This window comes from Planctobacterium marinum, assembly GCF_020687805.1.
GTDB classification, from domain to species: Bacteria; Pseudomonadota; Gammaproteobacteria; order Enterobacterales; family Alteromonadaceae; genus Planctobacterium; species Planctobacterium marinum.
This window is the reverse complement of sequence record NZ_JAJEWQ010000011.1, coordinates 39562-55460: the sequence shown is the minus strand read 5'-3', so window position 1 is coordinate 55460 and position 15899 is coordinate 39562. Positions and strand designations below refer to the sequence as shown.

Genomic DNA, 15899 nt, shown 5'->3' with positions numbered 1-15899 from the left:
TTTTTTCATCAACATAAAACCAATCGTCTGTTCTCTGCGTAACCTCTGTAACAAAACTGATATGAAACAGGTATGAAGTATAAAAACAGTACTCACTTTAACCACGCTCAGGGCGATAAAACAGGCGTCCTGATCACTAATCTGGGGACTCCGGAAGCGCCCACCAGACAGGCACTAAGACCCTATCTGAAGGAGTTTTTGTCTGATCCCAGAGTAGTGGAAGTGCCTCGCCTGATTTGGTGGTGTATTCTGAATCTGGTGATCCTGAATTTTCGTCCGGCCCGAAGTGCCAGGGCTTATAAGACCGTATGGACCGAACAAGGCTCCCCACTCATGGTGCATACTCAAAATCAGGCTGCAGCCCTACAGCAGCAGCTAAAAGCCCAGTATGGCGATGGCGTGGTGGTGGACTTTGCCATGCGCTATGGCAAGCCTGCAATAGGCGATGTACTGGATTCTATGATGCAACAGGGCGTACGCAAACTGGTGATTTTGCCGCTCTACCCCCAGTATTGTGCTTCCACCACCGGTAGCACGTTTGATGCGCTCGCCCAGGATTTTATGCAGCGACGCTGGTTGCCGGATTTTAAATTTATCAGCCATTACCACGACAATCGCGACTACATCGCAGCTGTAGCCGAAAAGATCAAAGCGCACCGGGAAAAGCAGGGGAGCGCAGATAAACTCATTTTTTCCTACCACGGTATCCCAAAGCGCTATTTGCTCAATGGTGATCCTTACCATTGCGAGTGTTATACAACGTCGCGACTGATTGCCAATTATTTAGGATTGCAGCCGGACCAGTATCTCACCACTTTTCAGTCTCGTTTTGGCCGGGAAGAATGGTTGAAACCCTATACCGATCACACCCTACAGGAGTTAGCCGGGCAAGGAGTTAAGTCAGTGCAGGTGGTGTGTCCCGGATTTTCTGCTGACTGCCTGGAGACTATCGAAGAAATAGGCGTTGAAAATCGCGACTACTTTCTGGAAGCCGGCGGAGAACGCTATGAATACATCGAATGTCTGAATAGTGATGAAAGTCACATAAATTTACTGGTATCGCTGGTTTCCGCAGAAATCAAACAATGGCATGATTCCGCTGACGTAGATCTTGAAAACAGACAAAAGCGCGCCATTCAGTTGGGGGCTGAATCTTAGATTTATGCCTCCCGTTTAAATTTGCGCGTTTTTATCATTGAGGTAATTGCATGTCAGGTGACGTACTTGAAATCATTCACATTGGTCAGGTGATACAGGCAGCTGTAGCCCCGGTTTTCCTTATCACCGGCATCGCGGCACTACTGGGTGTCGCTTCAAATCGTCTGATGCGCATCATGGACCGCTCCAGAGAACTGGAAAATAGCATTCCTGATGTACAGGACATCCAAAGCAAAAAGGTACAAACCGAAGAATTGCGTTACCTGTGGAAACGTATTTCCCTGATAAACAAAGCTTACAGCTTATACACACTCACAGCACTGCTGCTTTGTGTGGTCATTACTGTGTTGTTTATCAGTCATATTTACACTATTCAGTTGTCGGTACTGATTTCAGCCATATTTATTGGTGCACTTATGGTACTGATAATGGCACTGATGTTTTCCTTGCGAGAGATTTTCCTGACTACGCGATCGCTGCAAATCAGGCTTAAGTTGCGCAACCTTAAAATTCCCAAGCATTAGGCGCCATTGAGATCCGGTCGCGCCCTTTGCATTATGCGCTGATAAAGCGCTTCAGCGCAGTTGAGGGTGCCATAATTTAAACCGCTGTCAGCGGCGATGCGCGAGGAAACAAACGCCTCAGCAACATCGCTATCGCCAGACTGCAACAACAGGCTGGCTTGCAGTGCCAATGCCAGCTTTTCCACGATACGCCGGGCTTTAAGTTCTGCCGAATCAGGATCGTTCAGCTCCTTTTGAAGCTCGCTGACAAAATTCGCCATTCGGGTGTCTAATGCTGCGGCTTCGCTGATCTCAGATAAAATCACCTGTAAGCTTTGTGGCTCTTTTTGAAAGGCCCTTAATACATCCAGGCATTGTACGTTGCCCGAACCTTCCCAAATCGCATTCACCGGCGCTTCGCGATAGATACGCGGCAGCAGGTTATCTTCCACATACCCCACCCCTCCGATACATTCCATTGCTTCATAGGCATGATTGGGCGCGCGCTTACAAATCCAGTACTTACCAATTGCCGTTGCCACCCGCGCAAATAACTTTTGCTGTTCGTCATCAATATTGTCCAGTGCATAGGCTACCCGCATTGATAAAGCCAGCGCCGCTTCAGCTTCGATTGCCAAATCTGCCAACACGTTACACATCAGCGGTTGTTGATGTAAACCTTTACCAAAAACGCTGCGCCCAGACGTGTGATGCAGGGCTTGTGCAGTGGCTGCACGCATCAGAGCTGACGAGCCCACCATACAATCAAATCGGGTCAGGGAAACCATTTCAATAATAGTAGGTACCCCTCGTCCTTCCTCGCCAATCAACCAGGCAAAAGCTTCGCGAAATTCCACCTCTGAAGACGCGTTTGAACAATTCCCCAACTTGTTTTTTAAGCGTTGTATAAACAGGGTATTTTTACTGCCATCAGGACACCACCTGGGCAGCAGAAAACAGGATAATCCGCTCCCGGTCTGAGCCAACACCAGAAAGCCATCACACATGGGGGCCGAACAAAACCACTTGTGACCAGTGATCCGGTACGCGGCACCATTGCCAGGTTCAGCTACGGGCCTGGCCCATGTGGTGTTAGCGCGCACATCAGAGCCGCCCTGCTTCTCGGTCATTGCCATACCAATGGTTAAACCGTTTTTCTCAAAATAAGGGATATTTCTCTCGTCGTATTGGCGGGCCGTTATTTTCGGCAACCATTGTGCGGCAACATCCGGGCTGTGTGAAATGGTCGGCACGCAGGCGAAAGTCATGGTAAGCGGGCACCCGGACCCCGAATCCGCCTGATTATGCATATATTCCAAAGCAGCTCTTAGCGCGTGTCCGCAGGATGGATTGCCCGCCCACGGTATGGCGTGAATGCCCGCCTGAATTGCCCTATCCATTAACTGGTGATAAGCAGGGTGAAATTTAACCAGATCAATGCGCCGCCCAAATCTGTCGTGGGAAACAAATTCGGGTTTATGGGTATTGGCTTCAAACCCTGCAGACAAAAGTTCATGGCCCACCTGATGGCCATAACCGGTCAGGATACTGGTATCGACAGTGCCGGCAAAAACACTCAGCCAATGCTGTAAGATTTTGTCAGAGCTGAACGCGTTGAAGTTCTCTAAAGGTAGGGGTTGATTAAACACCTGGTGGGTTTCAACGACGCTGCCGCCAACCGACATTGTCGGCTCATTCCGGTTGCTTTTACTCATCGTTAAACCCCATTGCTCGTTGCGTTAGTCTGACTCTACTCTATTGCATTTTCTGAAAACGGATCAACTCTTCACTATTTTTCCTGATTTCACGCCTTGCCCACAAGGCCATGATGCCCGACACGAGCAGGATAAAGCCGGTGCGTTTCAGCACTTTAATGAGGTACACATCGGGATTGGGTTGATAATACAGGTAAAAGGCCATCGACCAGACAGCAAAAAACAGGGTAATACTCACCATAATCCAGTTGGTCATTCTGGCAATGCGGATATTATTCAGTTTTTGCTGAATAAGCCGCGACAGATATTCATTGGTCGGGATATTAGATCCTAAACTACCCAGCCGCAATTTAACCAAATAGGGAGTCATTGCCAGCAGCAGAATGATAAAGGTGAAAGACCAAATCTGGCGCAACAAATTTTCTTCGTGAAATAAAAGATAACCACAAACGGCAACCCCAACTATCAGCCCAAGGATGTCTGACAATACCCATAACCATTGCTTACGACGGTTCTTTTTCCACTGCAATTGCAGTTCTTCAGGATTCACGGTTTGCACAGGCTGGCTTTGCCAAAGCTGCGACAAAGGATCGTTTTGCTTATTCATATTGCAACACCTCGGCTAAGTGTTTTCGGATACGATTGATTGAAACACCGACATGAGAAACCGTCATACCACATATTTCTGCAATTTCGGTATATTGCATACCTTCCAGATGGAGTGTGATCAATTGCCTCTGTTTCAGTGGTAACTTACGCACTTCGGCCAACAGGCCCTGCAACATCAGTTCCTGCTCGGCCTGCAATGGTGCTGAGGCATGCAGGCAGTAATCATCACTTATATCTTCAGTTCTGGGTTTTTTACTCTCTGAAACCACATGCTGTACGCATCGGTTATGCGCGATCTTTAAAACGTACGTTTTCAGTTGACTGTCTCCCCTGAACTGCTTCAGTGACTGCCAGACATGCAGCGCAATCTCCTGAGTTAACTCCTGGCGCAAGGCTAAGTTACTTTCATAACTGCCCGCCAGACGGCTAAACAGCGCGCCATAGTCCTTCAGGATTTGTTCGATGTTCAACGGCAACTTGTCACTCTTAACTGGGATTATTACTTTCCTGATCAGTATCCAGGTTTCCAACTTTATTACAAATATCTGAAAAAATATTTTTAAAACATTTTTGTAATATTTTCCCGCGCGGCAACACTGCATAGCTGAACCTCAACATCAGGAGTTAGTCATGGAACTAGTTATTTTTGTTTTACTATTTGCGGGTATCAGCACAGTGTGTGGATTGGGCTATTGGTTGGATCACAAGTTTAATACTCAGGTGATGGGCTGGATGAATATGGAGGTTAGCTCGCCTTTTAAATCAGACGTGGGCCTGCAGTCGAAACGTGAAAAACGCAAAAACAACGAATATCAGGAGTTGCGGGAGCGCATCGAAATCCTGGAAAAAATTGTCACGGATCCGCGTTGGGAACTGTATCAAAAAATAAAAAATTTGTCATAGTGATGAGCGGGTCGATGGTGAAAGGAATTTATCATCGACAGACTTTCACAATTAGTGCTAATTTGAACTATCTTTAAGACTTTTAGATCACACGAGACTATACATGCTGGTACTGAAATCCAATTATGATCAACTCGCTTTGGAAAAAGCGCAGCTGCATAAAGAATTGCAATCCACATTAGACGATAACGAAAGATTGCGTCAGGAACTGGAAGAACTTAAATCAGACCTGGCATCAGGTGCCATTCAGACGCAGGAAAACCACAACGAGGCCATTTTGCGCTCTGCCATTGAATGTATTGCTCAGGTGGAAGGTATTCGGGAAACAGTGCTGGCATCCTTCGAAAAGATTGAATCTGAAAGTCACGCAGTAGAAGAAATCAACCAACTGTTTGACGTCTCCAGCGGTGCGCTGAACAATATTGTATCCGGCATGACCGGGCTCACCGACAAAATGTCGAATATGACCACTAATATCACCGGGCTGTCGGAAATGGCAGACAATATTAATTCCTTTGTCACCACCATATCTTCAATTTCAGACCAAACCAATTTACTGGCCCTTAACGCCGCCATCGAAGCCGCCAGAGCCGGTGATGCCGGTCGGGGCTTCAGTGTGGTCGCCGATGAAGTTCGCTCTTTAGCCAACAACACCAATGAGTCGGCAAATGAAGTGACAGAGCTGGTTCGGCAAATCATCAGCTCCACCAGCGAAACCGTCAAAACAGTTGATGACATTCAGAGTAATAATCAGACATTGTCGGACGGCGTTGAAAAACTTAACGAGTTCTACGGCTCCATTGTAGAACAAACCAATCACATGAAGAGCGCTATTCAGGATTCTGCCATTCGCTCTTTTATTCAGACCGTTAAGCTGGACCACATTGTCTGGAAGGGCGACATCTATGCCATGGCATTTGGTACCAGCGACAAGTCAGCATCAGCGGTGGCAGACCAGGCATCCTGTCGTCTGGGACGTTGGATGAGTGGTACCGGCAGAGACAAATACGGTAAGCTTCAGGCATTCCAACGCCTTGAACGGCCGCATCGCGATCTGCATGACAATGGCGTTAAAGCGCTGGAATACATTAAAAAGGATGACAGGCAAGGCGCTTCTGCCCACCTGAATAAGATGGAAGACGCCAGCCGTGAAATCATGGTGTGTCTGGACGATATCGCCCGTCAGATTTGCAGCAAAGGCTAACGGCCTCGTTTCTGAAACGAAGCCCGCTGTACACTGTTACTTTCTTGCCATGGATAATTTTAAGGTGCGCCAGGAGCGCACAAGCCCATGCAGGGTTATTTTATCCATGGCAATGGCATTGCCCAGCATAATAGCCAGCACACCCACCAACCCCAAAAGGGTCCATTGATAACCTTCAAATAAGGTGGATACCAGCAGTGCAACCACTGGATAAACTAATATCACATTTGACGATTTATCCGCGCCAAGATGCTTCACCAGTTTCATGTAAGCACCAAACGCCAGTACGGAACCAAACAAAGCCAGATACAGCAGCGAAACCCAGTAATCCGCTGAAGTTGGCAGTACAAATGGCGCGTTGCTGAAAAAACCGTAACCGAAGGTAAATATCAGACTGTAACTCATGGCACCAAAATTAAACTGCACCACGGGCACATCTTCCGACAAGGCATTTTCAGAAATCACATTACCGACCGCCGCAAAGAAAAAGGATATGGCCGCCAAAATCAATCCGGTCTGCAATGCCGTGCCAGTATTGACGCCACTGAGTTGCGGCGCAAACAACAAATACAAGCCAATCACACTGATGCCAGCTCCGATCAGAACTTCGCTGCGTATTGCCTTGCCCAACATAACACGGCGTAAAAACACGGTAAAATACACCACGCTGGCGCTCAGCACTGCCAACAAAGCACTGACAATATATTGTTGTGCCAGATACAAAAACACATAGTCCAGGGTGTATAAACTAAACCCCACCGCCAACATTTTTAAGTGAGCCTGCCAGCCAAAGCGCAAAGACAACCGGTGCCACAAACACCAAAGCCCCAGCATTAAGGCGGCCAGAAAAAAGCGTATCCCCACCGAATAGATCAGCGCCATTTCAGAATGCTGGAAGGTAATAGCGTACCAGGTGGTGCCCCAAATCAGGGCACACAAACAAAACAATAATCCATTAGACATTTGCAGTTTCCTTGCAAAACAGAACTGTATTATTTGAATCTACAGTGTCACAGGCAAAAAATGGTCAGGAGCGAATTTCCCCGTCTCCCATAACCACAAACTTTTCTGTGGTCAGGGATTCAGCCCCCATAGGTCCGTAAGCGTGAAGTTTACTGGTGGATATGCCAATTTCTGCGCCAAGCCCCAGTTCTCCTCCGTCAGAAAAACGCGAAGAAGCATTTACCATCACCACCGATGAATTAATTTCACGGGTAAAGCGCTTTGCAGTACTGATATCCTGAGTCACGATAACTTCGGTATGACCAGAGCCATAGTTGGCGATATGCTCCACCGCGCCGTCAAAATCATCGACAATCTTCACCGCTATTTCCAGCGCCAGGTATTCAGCGTGCCAGTCTTCCTCCGTGGCGGCAGTTGCCTCTGCAAAATATGCCATCGAAGCTGGACAGGCGTGCACTGTCACACCGTGCTGTTTAAACAAAGTCGCTACCTGTGGCATGAACTCACTGGCGATATCCTTGTGTACCAGCAAAGTTTCCAGGGCATTACAGACACCGGTGCGTTGGGTCTTACCATTTTCCAGAATGCTAATGGCTTTGTGCAAATCAGCAGCAACATCCACATAAAGGTGACATACCCCTTTAAAATGCTGAATCACGGGAATACGACTATTGTCGGTAACAAAGCGTATCAGGCCTTCACCACCACGAGGGATCACCAGATCAATGTCGTCGCTTAAGGTCAGCAACTCACTCATAATGGCTCTGTCCGGATCCGGTATCACCGTCACCGCCGCGGCATCAATACCCTGCTCAGCAAAGGCCTGATGGATACAGGCAGCTAATGCCAGATTAGAATTCAGCGCCTCTTTACCACCGCGTAAAATAACCGCATTTCCGGCTTTAAAGCACAAGGCAGCAGCATCAATGGTCACGTTTGGACGGGATTCATACACCATGGCGATCACCCCCAGTGGAATACGCATTTTACTGACTTCAATGCCCGACGGTAATTTATGAGAGCCACTGGTACTGCCCACCGGGTCGGGCTGGTCGGCAATATCTTTTACCGCATTGGCGATGTTTTGCAGACGCGACGAATCCAGCGCCAGGCGATCCAGCATCGCTGCACTCAGGCCATTGGCTTCACCTTGCTCCAGGTCCAGTTTGTTAGCTTTTATTATCGCGTCTTCACTGCTAAGAATTTGCGCTGCTATAGCATGTAACGCGGCGGCTTTTTGTTTATCGGTTAATTTGGCAGTGCTTCTGGCTGCCAGTTTTGCCGCTTTCGCAGCCTCAGATACAGAAAATGTCATGTTTCACCTGAATTAGTTGTTACGTGAAAGAATTAAATCATCGCGATGGATCGCCGCTTCATTCAGTGTATAGCCTAAAATGGCTTCAATTTGTTGACTCTTTTGCCCGGCTATCAGCCTCAAATCGTCCGCACTGTATAGCGCCAACCCTTTGGCGATGGGCTTTCCGTTATGTGTTACCTGCACCGCTTCGCCTGAGCTAAACTTGCCCGCCACAGAGATAATGCCTGACGGTAACAGGGATGCCCCTTTATGCAACAGTGCATTCGCCGCACCGGCATCCACTTCGATATCACCTTTTGTCGATAAGGTGTGGCGCAACCATTGTGCCCGCGCGCCTTCAGGGGATGCGCCCGCCCGAAACAAGGTGCCTGGGCATTGCCCTTTGAGCAATGCGTCGAATACCTCTGTTTTTCGTCCGTTGACAATCAAGGTCTGAATACCACTTTGAGCACACTTCTCAGCCGCCTGCAATTTGGTCACCATGCCACCGGTGCCTACTTTGCTGCCTGCGCCACCAGCCAGCGCGTGGATCTCCGGAGTAATAGCCAGCACTTCCGGGATCAGTTTGGCTTGTGGGTTCTTACGTGGATCCGCGTCAAAAAGACCATCAATGTCAGAACAGACTATCAGGGTATCGGCCTGAGCCACCAGTGCGGTATAGGCCGCCAGGTTGTCATTGTCTCCCACTTTAATTTCATTGACAGCGACACTGTCGTTCTCGTTCACTATGGGCAGAGCCTGATGTTTTAACAATTCCCGAAGGGTGTTTTTGATATTAACATACCGGGTGCGATCCCGCAGATCGTCATAAGTCAGCAAAATCTGAGCACAGGGAAAATCAAAAAAGCGCGCCCAGTTAGCCATCATCTGCGACTGCCCAATGGCCGCCATAGCCTGCTTTTCCGCAATCGTGGGCAGATGAGTCACCGGCACCTGGCTGCGCCCGGCGGCGACACTACCGGATGATACCAGCACCACTTCTTTACCCTGAAGTCGACTTTCAGTGATAAATTTAGCGATTGCTAACAGATACTGAGCACTACAACGCTGACCATCAGGTGCGATTAATGCACTACCTATTTTAATTACGGCTCTTTGCCACTGAAACTCCGCCATATCGCTCTCTTTGAATCCGGAAAATTAAAGAAATTATCGAACCCGCGAGATTGGCAAAAAACCCGCTTTTGTACAAGGCTATTTGGTTATTAGCGATGCTTAATTTGAAAAATACAGAGAAATGTAACTGGCAAGTTTCTCTGGCGCTATCCGCCCCGCTTATCTGCGCAGGTACGATGACAATGGCGAGCCACTTATGTTATAACCTAACAGCGATAAATAAACTAACGACAAGAACCCGCCAGGAACATCTAATGAACAGACGCACTCTGCTCGTCATCGCTTCGTCGATGATGCTAAGTTTCAGTGCTGCCCACGCAGCCATCAAACAAACAAAAGGTGACTTTGAAGACAAGTTCAGACAACTGGACGAATCGTTACCGACACCCAATGTATACCGTAATGCCGCCGGTGAGCCGGGCCATCAATATTGGCAGCAAAAAGTCGATTATAAAATCAGCGCATCGCTGGACGAGGACAAGCGTCGGGTTACGGCCACCGAAGACATTGTCTATACCAACAATTCACCTGATACGCTGAAATACCTGTGGGTTTATCTGGATCAGAACCGTTTTAAAGACGATTCCATGGCCCGTATGACACAGACTTTCGGTGGCATGGGCACCCGTGGCCCGGTAACCAACTCAGCTACGGATTCAGCACCAGCGAAAATGACTCTGGACTTCCTGCGTCAGGAGCAGGCATTCGCTGACACGCCACTGGGTTTTGATATCAGCAATGTTAAAGATGGCAACGGCAACCCGCTGAAGCACACCATTGTTGGCACACTGATGCGGGTGGATTTGAATCAGCCGTTAAAGCCAGGCCAAAGCACTGCGTTTTCATTGAACTTTGCCTTTAATGTTCTGGAAGAAAACGCCGTATCAGCCCGTTCTGGCTACGAGCACTTCCCGGATGATGAGCGCGAAGGTGGTAACGACATCTTCCTGTTTGCCCAGTGGTTCCCGCGCTTAGCCGCCTACACCGACTACGAAGCCTGGACCAACAAAGAGTTTCTGGGTCGCGGCGAGTTCACCCTGGAATTTGGTGATTACGAAGTCGAGATGACCGTGCCTGCCGACCACATAGTCTCGTCTACCGGTGTACTGCAAAACCCGAAGGACGTATTGACGAAAGAACAAAGAGAGCGTCTGAAGGAAGCTGAAAGCGCTGAGCGCCCGGTATTTGTAGTTACCGCCGAAGAAGCACTTGAAAACGAAAAAGCAGGCACTGATGACAGCAAAACATGGCGCTTTAAAGCCGAAAACGTCAGAGATTTTGCCTGGGCTACCTCGCGTAAATTTATGTGGGACGCTAAAGGTTATGAGCAGGGCGGCGAAGAGCAGCCTTTCGTCATGGCCATGTCATTCTATCCTAAAGAAGGTGGCGATCTGTGGAAAAAGTACTCCACAGAATCGGTAGTACACACCATGGAAGTCTACTCGCGCTTTTCTTTTGATTATCCTTACCCTACTGCACAGTCGGTAAATGGTCCTGTAGGTGGCATGGAATACCCCATGATCACCTTCAATGGTCCACGTACGACGTTGCAGGATGATGGTTCCCGTACCTATACCCTCGCTGAAAAGCGCTTTTTGATTGGCGTAGTAATTCACGAAATCGGTCACATTTACTTCCCGATGGTGGTCAACAGCGACGAGCGTCAGTGGACCTGGATGGATGAAGGTATTAACAGCTTCCTCGACGGGGTTGCCGGCCAGGAATGGGATCCGGATATTCCTTGGGGTGTTGAACCCAGAGATATTACCGGCTATATGAAAAGTTCGGTGCAGGTACCGATCATGACGCAATCAGACAGCATCCTTAAGTTTGGTCCTAACGCCTACACAAAACCTGCTGCCGCCTATAAAATTCTGCGGGAAACCATTTTGGGCCGTGAATTGTTTGACTTCGCTTTGCGCGAATACGCGCAGCGCTGGAAGTTCAAGCGTCCTACCCCTTCCGATTTTTTCCGCACTTTAGAAGAAGCCAGCGGGGTTGATCTGGACTGGTTCTGGCGCGGCTGGTTTTACAGCACAGACCACGTAGATATCTCTATCGATAAAGTCTCTAAACTGCGCATCGACACCGAAGATCCGGATATCGATTTTGATCGCGATCGCCAGGAAGAGTCAGACAAGCCAATGCCGGTAACCGTAGAGCGCAACATGCAGGAAGGCAAAACCTGGGTAGAACGCAACCCGGATGTACGTGACTTCTATGATGAAAATGACCGCTGGACCGTTACCAACAAAGAACGCAATGCCTACAAGAAATTCCTGGATGGACTGGAAGACTGGGAGCGCACTGCATTTGAGCGCGCCGTCAGCGAAGATCAGAATTACTATGTTATGGAATTCAGCAACATCGGTGGCCTGGTTATGCCTATCATCATTGAAGCCACCTTTGCGGATGGCAGCAAAGAGCGCCATTACTACCCTGCTGAAATCTGGCGTCGCAGTCCTAAGCATGTTGAGAAACTGCTGGTGACACCAAAAGACAAAGAACTGGTAAGTGTTGAAGTCGATCCGCGCTGGGAAACTGCCGATGTGGATGTCACCAATAACCATTACCCGCGTAAGATCATCGAATCGCGTATCGAAGCCTACAAAGCCAAGGCACGCACCGGTAACGCCCGTCGCGATATCATGCAGGATATCAAAACCGAGCTGAAGACAGACGATGACGAAGACAACAAAGACGAGCAATGAGGAGTTGCACTAAGCAATGCGCATTCTTATCGTCTTATTAATGCTGGGCGCCTTTACGGCGCCCTCTTTCGCTCATCAGATTAAATCCGCAATTACAACGGTTTTATTCAACGAAAACAGCAGAAATCTGGAAGTGATGCATCGTTTTTACCTGCATGATGCTGAGCACGCCGTCAGTGTCATGGGTGATGGTAGCGCGGATATTCTGAGCAATCCCAAAACCCAGCAAACATTTGCCGACTACGTAGTTGAACGCTTTCAGCTGGTGCTGGACGAAAAAACGGTTACCCTGAATCAGGTTGGCTACGAAATTGACGGTAAATTCCTGTGGGTTTATCAGGATTATCCATTACCAGACTCGGTAAACAAAATCTCTGTGAAACACAGTGCCCTGCAGGATATCTGGTCTGAGCAAATCAATACGGTAAACATCGAAGGTAACATCAATGGCAACAAAAGCCTGAAAACCCTGACCTTCCGTGAATCCGGTAAGCTGCTGGAAGTAGAGTTTCCTTAAAGCTGACGCTGATTGTCATTTTAGTGGCCCGGCTCCGTTCACCGGGCTACATTTTCAATCCCTGACACTGCTGTTACGCTGTTTCAACCTCACCAGTGCGATTTCTTTCAATCTTTTGCAGCAATATATCCAGCTCGCGCTTTCGCTCGTCATCAAGTGGCCAACCGCAATTTATGCGGAAATAATCATGATAATAATGGCGAGAAGAAAACAGATTGCCAGGTCTGATGGCAACCTGCTCAGTATCTAAATCTGCCGCCAGTTGCTCGCTGTTCAACCGGGGAACCTGGCACCACAACACCATGCCCCCCTGAGGCTCAGACACCGCCAGATCGTCCCGGGTATTGGTAAGCAAATAGTGGCGGTAATCACGTACCTGCTGACTCAGCAGAGGCAACAATTTCCTGATGTGTTTTCGATAATTGCCACTGGCAATAAAATCCGCCAGGATGGCTTGTAGTGGCATGTTCACCCCCATAGATTCTGCCCGCCGCCGGGCGGCAAACAATGGATAAAATCGCCCCGGCTCACACCAGCCAAGCCGATAACTGGCGCACAGTGTTTTGGAGAAGGAACTGCACCACAACACATTGCCGTCAGTATCCCAATGTTTAATTGGTAGGGGTAACACGCCGTTAAAACTCAATTCCTGGTAGACATCATCCTCAATCACCGGAAACTGATAGCGATTGGCCAGTTCAGCAATTGCGGCTTTGTGAGCATTGCTAAACTGATGCCCCAGCGGATTCTGAAAGTTGGCGGTGAGTAACAGTGCAGCGGCACTGCCCGAGCGAATAATATCTTCCAGATACACTAAGTCTATGCCCTGACGCGTACTGGGAATTTCCAGAATTCGTCTGTTCATACTACGCAAAATATCCAGCAGACCATTAAAACACGGCGACGCGACCACCACTACGTCCTCAGGTTGTGTGGTAACTTCAAGGGCCAGCCGGACACTGTCTAAGCAACCATTTCCGATGACAATATTGCCGGCATTGAGGGTAAAACCAGCTTCGGCGTAATGAGCGGCCAATGCCCGATGCAAAAAAGGGTGACCATTGCTGTCGCCATAATGTAATCCCTGTGCATGAGCTCGTTTAAAAACCGATCGGGCCGCATTGCCCAGTTGTTGCAGGGGCAGCAGAGATTCGGCCATCTGCGCTGTCGCCAACGGATGTTGGCTGTGAATCAGAGGAGGCTGAGCGGCAACCTGAGGCTCAGGCGAAAACTGTTGTAGTGGGATTGTTCTGAGATTCAGAACCGGTTTTTGCGCAAAATAACCTGCCCGTGGACGCGTGCTTGCATAACCCCGTTCCACCAGAAAGTTGTAGCAGTTCAGTGCCGTTGTCATACTCACTTGTTGCTGACGGCTAAAATCCCGCACTGACAACAACCGTTGCCCGGCAACCATTGAGCCGCTGTCTATTTCTGCCATCAGCTGATTGGCTAGTGTTTTATACTGAATCATATTCCCGTTTACAGACAGACTAAGCGTTAGACAAAAACTATCGTTAACAACACAATCTGTATACTTTTATTTGTTATTTTTTGTATCTGTACTCTATTTTTGAATCATTTAAAGTCTCTGTACTCGTCAACCGGAGGCAAAAAACCATGATCAACACCATGCTCAACAATACACCCAACAACACTTTCTGCTCACCCAATAACACTGAGTGGCAGGAGCTTATCAGCCACTTTGCGCAACAGTCGCTGCATTTTCTGCAAAATATTGAGCACTTTCCCGTGGCCAATCTGACGCCGCATTTACCAGAAACGGCACTTCCGGAACAAGGATTGGGTTCAGAAGTCACGGCAAAACTGGTTGAGTCTGAATTGATCCCTCAGATGTCCGGCAGTCGTGGTCCGCGATACTGGGGGTTTGTCACCGGTGGAGCAACCCCGGTAGCTACCTATGCTGACTGGTTGGTTGCAATGCTGGATCAGAATGTGTCAAAGGGTGGCGACTCCATTGCCACGCAGGTGGAGCAGCAAGCCATTAAATGGCTAGTGGCACTGTTTGATTTACCCGATAGTTTCACCGGCCTGTGCACCACAGGTGCCACTGCGTCCAACTTTCTGGCTGCTGTCACCGCCCGACAATATGCCGGAGAGCAACAGCAGATTGACATCGCAAAACAGGGTATGAAGCACCTTGATGTCGAGATTTTCAGTGCCTGCCCTCATGCCAGTATGATAAAAACCCTGGGGCTGGCAGGATTCGGCCAGGATAATGTTCGCTATATAAAAACGCTGCCGGATTCGGAAGCCATGAACCCGAAAGACCTCGAGCGGCAACTGAATAACAGTCAGGCGCGCAGTAAAATTGTGATCAGCAGTGCAGCCACAGTAACCGGCACCAGTTTCGACGATTTACAAACCATAGCGGGACTTTGTCAGGCCCATGCAGCCTGGCTTCATGTGGACGCTGCGTTTGGAATTTTTGCCCGCCTCATACCGGCTAAAAAGCACCTCAGTGACGGCCTGGAACTGGCAGACTCCATTACCCTTGATGGGCACAAGTGGCTGAACGTTCCCTATGATTGCGGCTTTTTCTTTACCCGCCATCAGCGTTTGCTGGTTGAAAGTTGTCATGTGGCAGCCCCGTATCTGGTGCAATCAACAACCACCCCTGACTTTATGTCGCTGGGCATAGAGAATTCCAGACGATTTCGGGCATTACCCGTCTGGATGACAATCAAGGCCTATGGTCAGGCCGGCATCCGCTTTTGGGTGGAGAAAAACTGTCGTCAGGCAGCGATTCTCGCTGATTACCTGGACGCCAGCAACCATTGGCAGTTGGTTCATCCCTGCGCTCTGAACGTGGTGTTATTTCGACCTGATGAGAAGCACCTGGCATCGGTCAGTTGCAGCGAGATACTGCATCAGATAAATCGCCGTGGGAAGGTATTCTTTAGCCCCGGTCAATGGCAGGGACAACATATTATTCGCGCAGCATTGAGCAACTGGCAAACAGAAGACGCTGATATCGCAATTGCCATACAGGAGTTAAATACCGTCGCGTTACAAAATACCTGATTTTGTCATACTGACATCTGCTCAGAAACATTAATCCACCGCGATATTTATCAGGCATTGCAATAACTGTGGTACATTGCAGTGCCTGTTGTTCTTTGTCACGTCGATTCGGGCCCATGTGCTGTTTTGCACTTAAAACG

General features: G+C 48.8%; 14 protein-coding genes. 7 read left to right on the top strand and 7 right to left on the bottom strand.

What is annotated here, in order from left to right; genetic code table 11:
* Positions 1-72 precede the first annotated feature (72 nt).
* Complete coding sequence (gene hemH, locus LJ740_RS22510) at positions 73-1158, top strand: ferrochelatase (protein ID WP_229531394.1); 1086 nt, start codon at positions 73-75, stop codon at positions 1156-1158.
* 50 nt (positions 1159-1208) lie between these two features.
* On the top strand, positions 1209-1682 hold the full coding sequence (locus tag LJ740_RS22505; protein ID WP_229531393.1) for a DUF2721 domain-containing protein: 474 nt from the start codon (positions 1209-1211) through the stop codon (positions 1680-1682).
* On the opposite strand, the gene LJ740_RS22500 is transcribed toward LJ740_RS22505, so the two are convergent.
* Genes LJ740_RS22500 through LJ740_RS22490 form a run of 3 tightly spaced genes read right to left on the bottom strand, consistent with a single transcriptional unit; the run spans position 1679 to position 4461 of the window.
* Positions 1679-3376 carry an acyl-CoA dehydrogenase family protein gene (locus LJ740_RS22500; RefSeq protein WP_229531392.1) on the bottom strand — a complete coding sequence of 566 codons (1698 nt, stop codon included), beginning with the start codon at positions 3374-3376 and terminating at the stop codon, positions 1679-1681. The genes LJ740_RS22505 and LJ740_RS22500 overlap by 4 nt on opposite strands.
* 40 nt (positions 3377-3416) lie before the next feature.
* Entirely contained in the window at positions 3417-3983 is a 567-nt protein-coding gene (locus LJ740_RS22495) for a hypothetical protein (protein WP_229531391.1), read from the bottom strand.
* Positions 3976-4461, bottom strand: a complete 486-nt coding sequence (locus LJ740_RS22490) for an RNA polymerase sigma factor (protein WP_229531390.1) — start codon at positions 4459-4461, stop codon at positions 3976-3978. Before LJ740_RS22490 ends, LJ740_RS22495 begins: the two co-directional genes overlap by 8 nt.
* Before the next feature lie 154 nt (positions 4462-4615).
* On the opposite strand from LJ740_RS22490, the gene LJ740_RS22485 reads away from it, so the two are divergent.
* Together LJ740_RS22485 and LJ740_RS22480 are read left to right on the top strand one after the other, a co-directional pair.
* Positions 4616-4888 (top strand): hypothetical protein, encoded by a 273-nt coding sequence (locus LJ740_RS22485; protein ID WP_229531389.1) that lies wholly within the window; start codon positions 4616-4618, stop codon positions 4886-4888.
* A 103-nt stretch (positions 4889-4991) separates the two neighbouring features.
* On the top strand, positions 4992-6092 hold the full coding sequence (locus LJ740_RS22480; RefSeq protein WP_229531388.1) for a methyl-accepting chemotaxis protein: 1101 nt from the start codon (positions 4992-4994) through the stop codon (positions 6090-6092).
* A gap of 36 nt (positions 6093-6128) precedes the next feature.
* On the opposite strand, the gene LJ740_RS22475 is transcribed toward LJ740_RS22480, so the two are convergent.
* The 3 genes from LJ740_RS22475 to proB form a co-directional block, all read right to left on the bottom strand.
* Positions 6129-7055 (bottom strand): DMT family transporter, encoded by a 927-nt coding sequence (locus LJ740_RS22475; RefSeq protein WP_229531387.1) that lies wholly within the window; start codon positions 7053-7055, stop codon positions 6129-6131.
* Between the two features lie 64 nt (positions 7056-7119).
* A complete protein-coding gene (locus LJ740_RS22470) occupies positions 7120-8370 on the bottom strand; it encodes a glutamate-5-semialdehyde dehydrogenase (RefSeq protein WP_229531386.1) in 1251 nt (416 codons plus the stop codon).
* A 12-nt stretch (positions 8371-8382) separates the two neighbouring features.
* Positions 8383-9489, bottom strand: a complete 1107-nt coding sequence (gene proB / locus LJ740_RS22465; protein WP_229531385.1) for a glutamate 5-kinase — start codon at positions 9487-9489, stop codon at positions 8383-8385.
* A gap of 290 nt (positions 9490-9779) precedes the next feature.
* Between proB and LJ740_RS22460 the strand changes: the two genes are divergently transcribed.
* Both LJ740_RS22460 and LJ740_RS22455 read left to right on the top strand, forming a co-directional pair.
* Entirely contained in the window at positions 9780-12200 is a 2421-nt protein-coding gene (locus LJ740_RS22460) for a M1 family metallopeptidase (RefSeq protein ID WP_377307090.1), read from the top strand.
* A gap of 16 nt (positions 12201-12216) precedes the next feature.
* Positions 12217-12717, top strand: coding sequence for a DUF6702 family protein (locus LJ740_RS22455; protein WP_229531383.1), 501 nt, complete (start codon positions 12217-12219; stop codon positions 12715-12717).
* Between the two features lie 73 nt (positions 12718-12790).
* Here the strand turns inward: LJ740_RS22455 and LJ740_RS22450 are convergent, their stop codons facing one another.
* Positions 12791-14188, bottom strand: coding sequence for an aminotransferase-like domain-containing protein (locus LJ740_RS22450; protein ID WP_229531382.1), 1398 nt, complete (start codon positions 14186-14188; stop codon positions 12791-12793).
* A gap of 146 nt (positions 14189-14334) precedes the next feature.
* Here LJ740_RS22450 and LJ740_RS22445 point away from each other — a divergent pair, with 146 nt between their 5' ends.
* The gene (locus LJ740_RS22445) at positions 14335-15759 is read left to right on the top strand and encodes a pyridoxal phosphate-dependent decarboxylase family protein (protein ID WP_229531381.1); all 1425 of its coding nucleotides are present in this window, start codon (positions 14335-14337) and stop codon (positions 15757-15759) included.
* Positions 15760-15899: the final 140 nt, after the last annotated feature.

Bases quoted from the DNA above. Each gene is read 5' to 3' on its own strand.
- LJ740_RS22455 (WP_229531383.1), top strand. From the start codon at position 12,217: ATGCGCATTCTTATCGTCTTATTAATGCTGGGCGCCTTTACGGCGCCC.
- proB (WP_229531385.1), bottom strand. From the start codon at position 9,489: ATGGCGGAGTTTCAGTGGCAAAGAGCCGTAATTAAAATAGGTAGTGCA.
- LJ740_RS22500 (WP_229531392.1), bottom strand. From the start codon at position 3,376: ATGAGTAAAAGCAACCGGAATGAGCCGACAATGTCGGTTGGCGGCAGC.
- LJ740_RS22485 (WP_229531389.1), top strand. From the start codon at position 4,616: ATGGAACTAGTTATTTTTGTTTTACTATTTGCGGGTATCAGCACAGTG.
- hemH (WP_229531394.1), top strand. From the start codon at position 73: ATGAAGTATAAAAACAGTACTCACTTTAACCACGCTCAGGGCGATAAA.
- LJ740_RS22505 (WP_229531393.1), top strand. From the start codon at position 1,209: ATGTCAGGTGACGTACTTGAAATCATTCACATTGGTCAGGTGATACAG.
- LJ740_RS22450 (WP_229531382.1), bottom strand. From the start codon at position 14,188: ATGATTCAGTATAAAACACTAGCCAATCAGCTGATGGCAGAAATAGAC.
- LJ740_RS22475 (WP_229531387.1), bottom strand. From the start codon at position 7,055: ATGTCTAATGGATTATTGTTTTGTTTGTGTGCCCTGATTTGGGGCACC.
- LJ740_RS22470 (WP_229531386.1), bottom strand. From the start codon at position 8,370: ATGACATTTTCTGTATCTGAGGCTGCGAAAGCGGCAAAACTGGCAGCC.
- LJ740_RS22495 (WP_229531391.1), bottom strand. From the start codon at position 3,983: ATGAATAAGCAAAACGATCCTTTGTCGCAGCTTTGGCAAAGCCAGCCT.
- LJ740_RS22445 (WP_229531381.1), top strand. From the start codon at position 14,335: ATGATCAACACCATGCTCAACAATACACCCAACAACACTTTCTGCTCA.
- LJ740_RS22460 (WP_377307090.1), top strand. From the start codon at position 9,780: ATGATGCTAAGTTTCAGTGCTGCCCACGCAGCCATCAAACAAACAAAA.
- LJ740_RS22480 (WP_229531388.1), top strand. From the start codon at position 4,992: ATGCTGGTACTGAAATCCAATTATGATCAACTCGCTTTGGAAAAAGCG.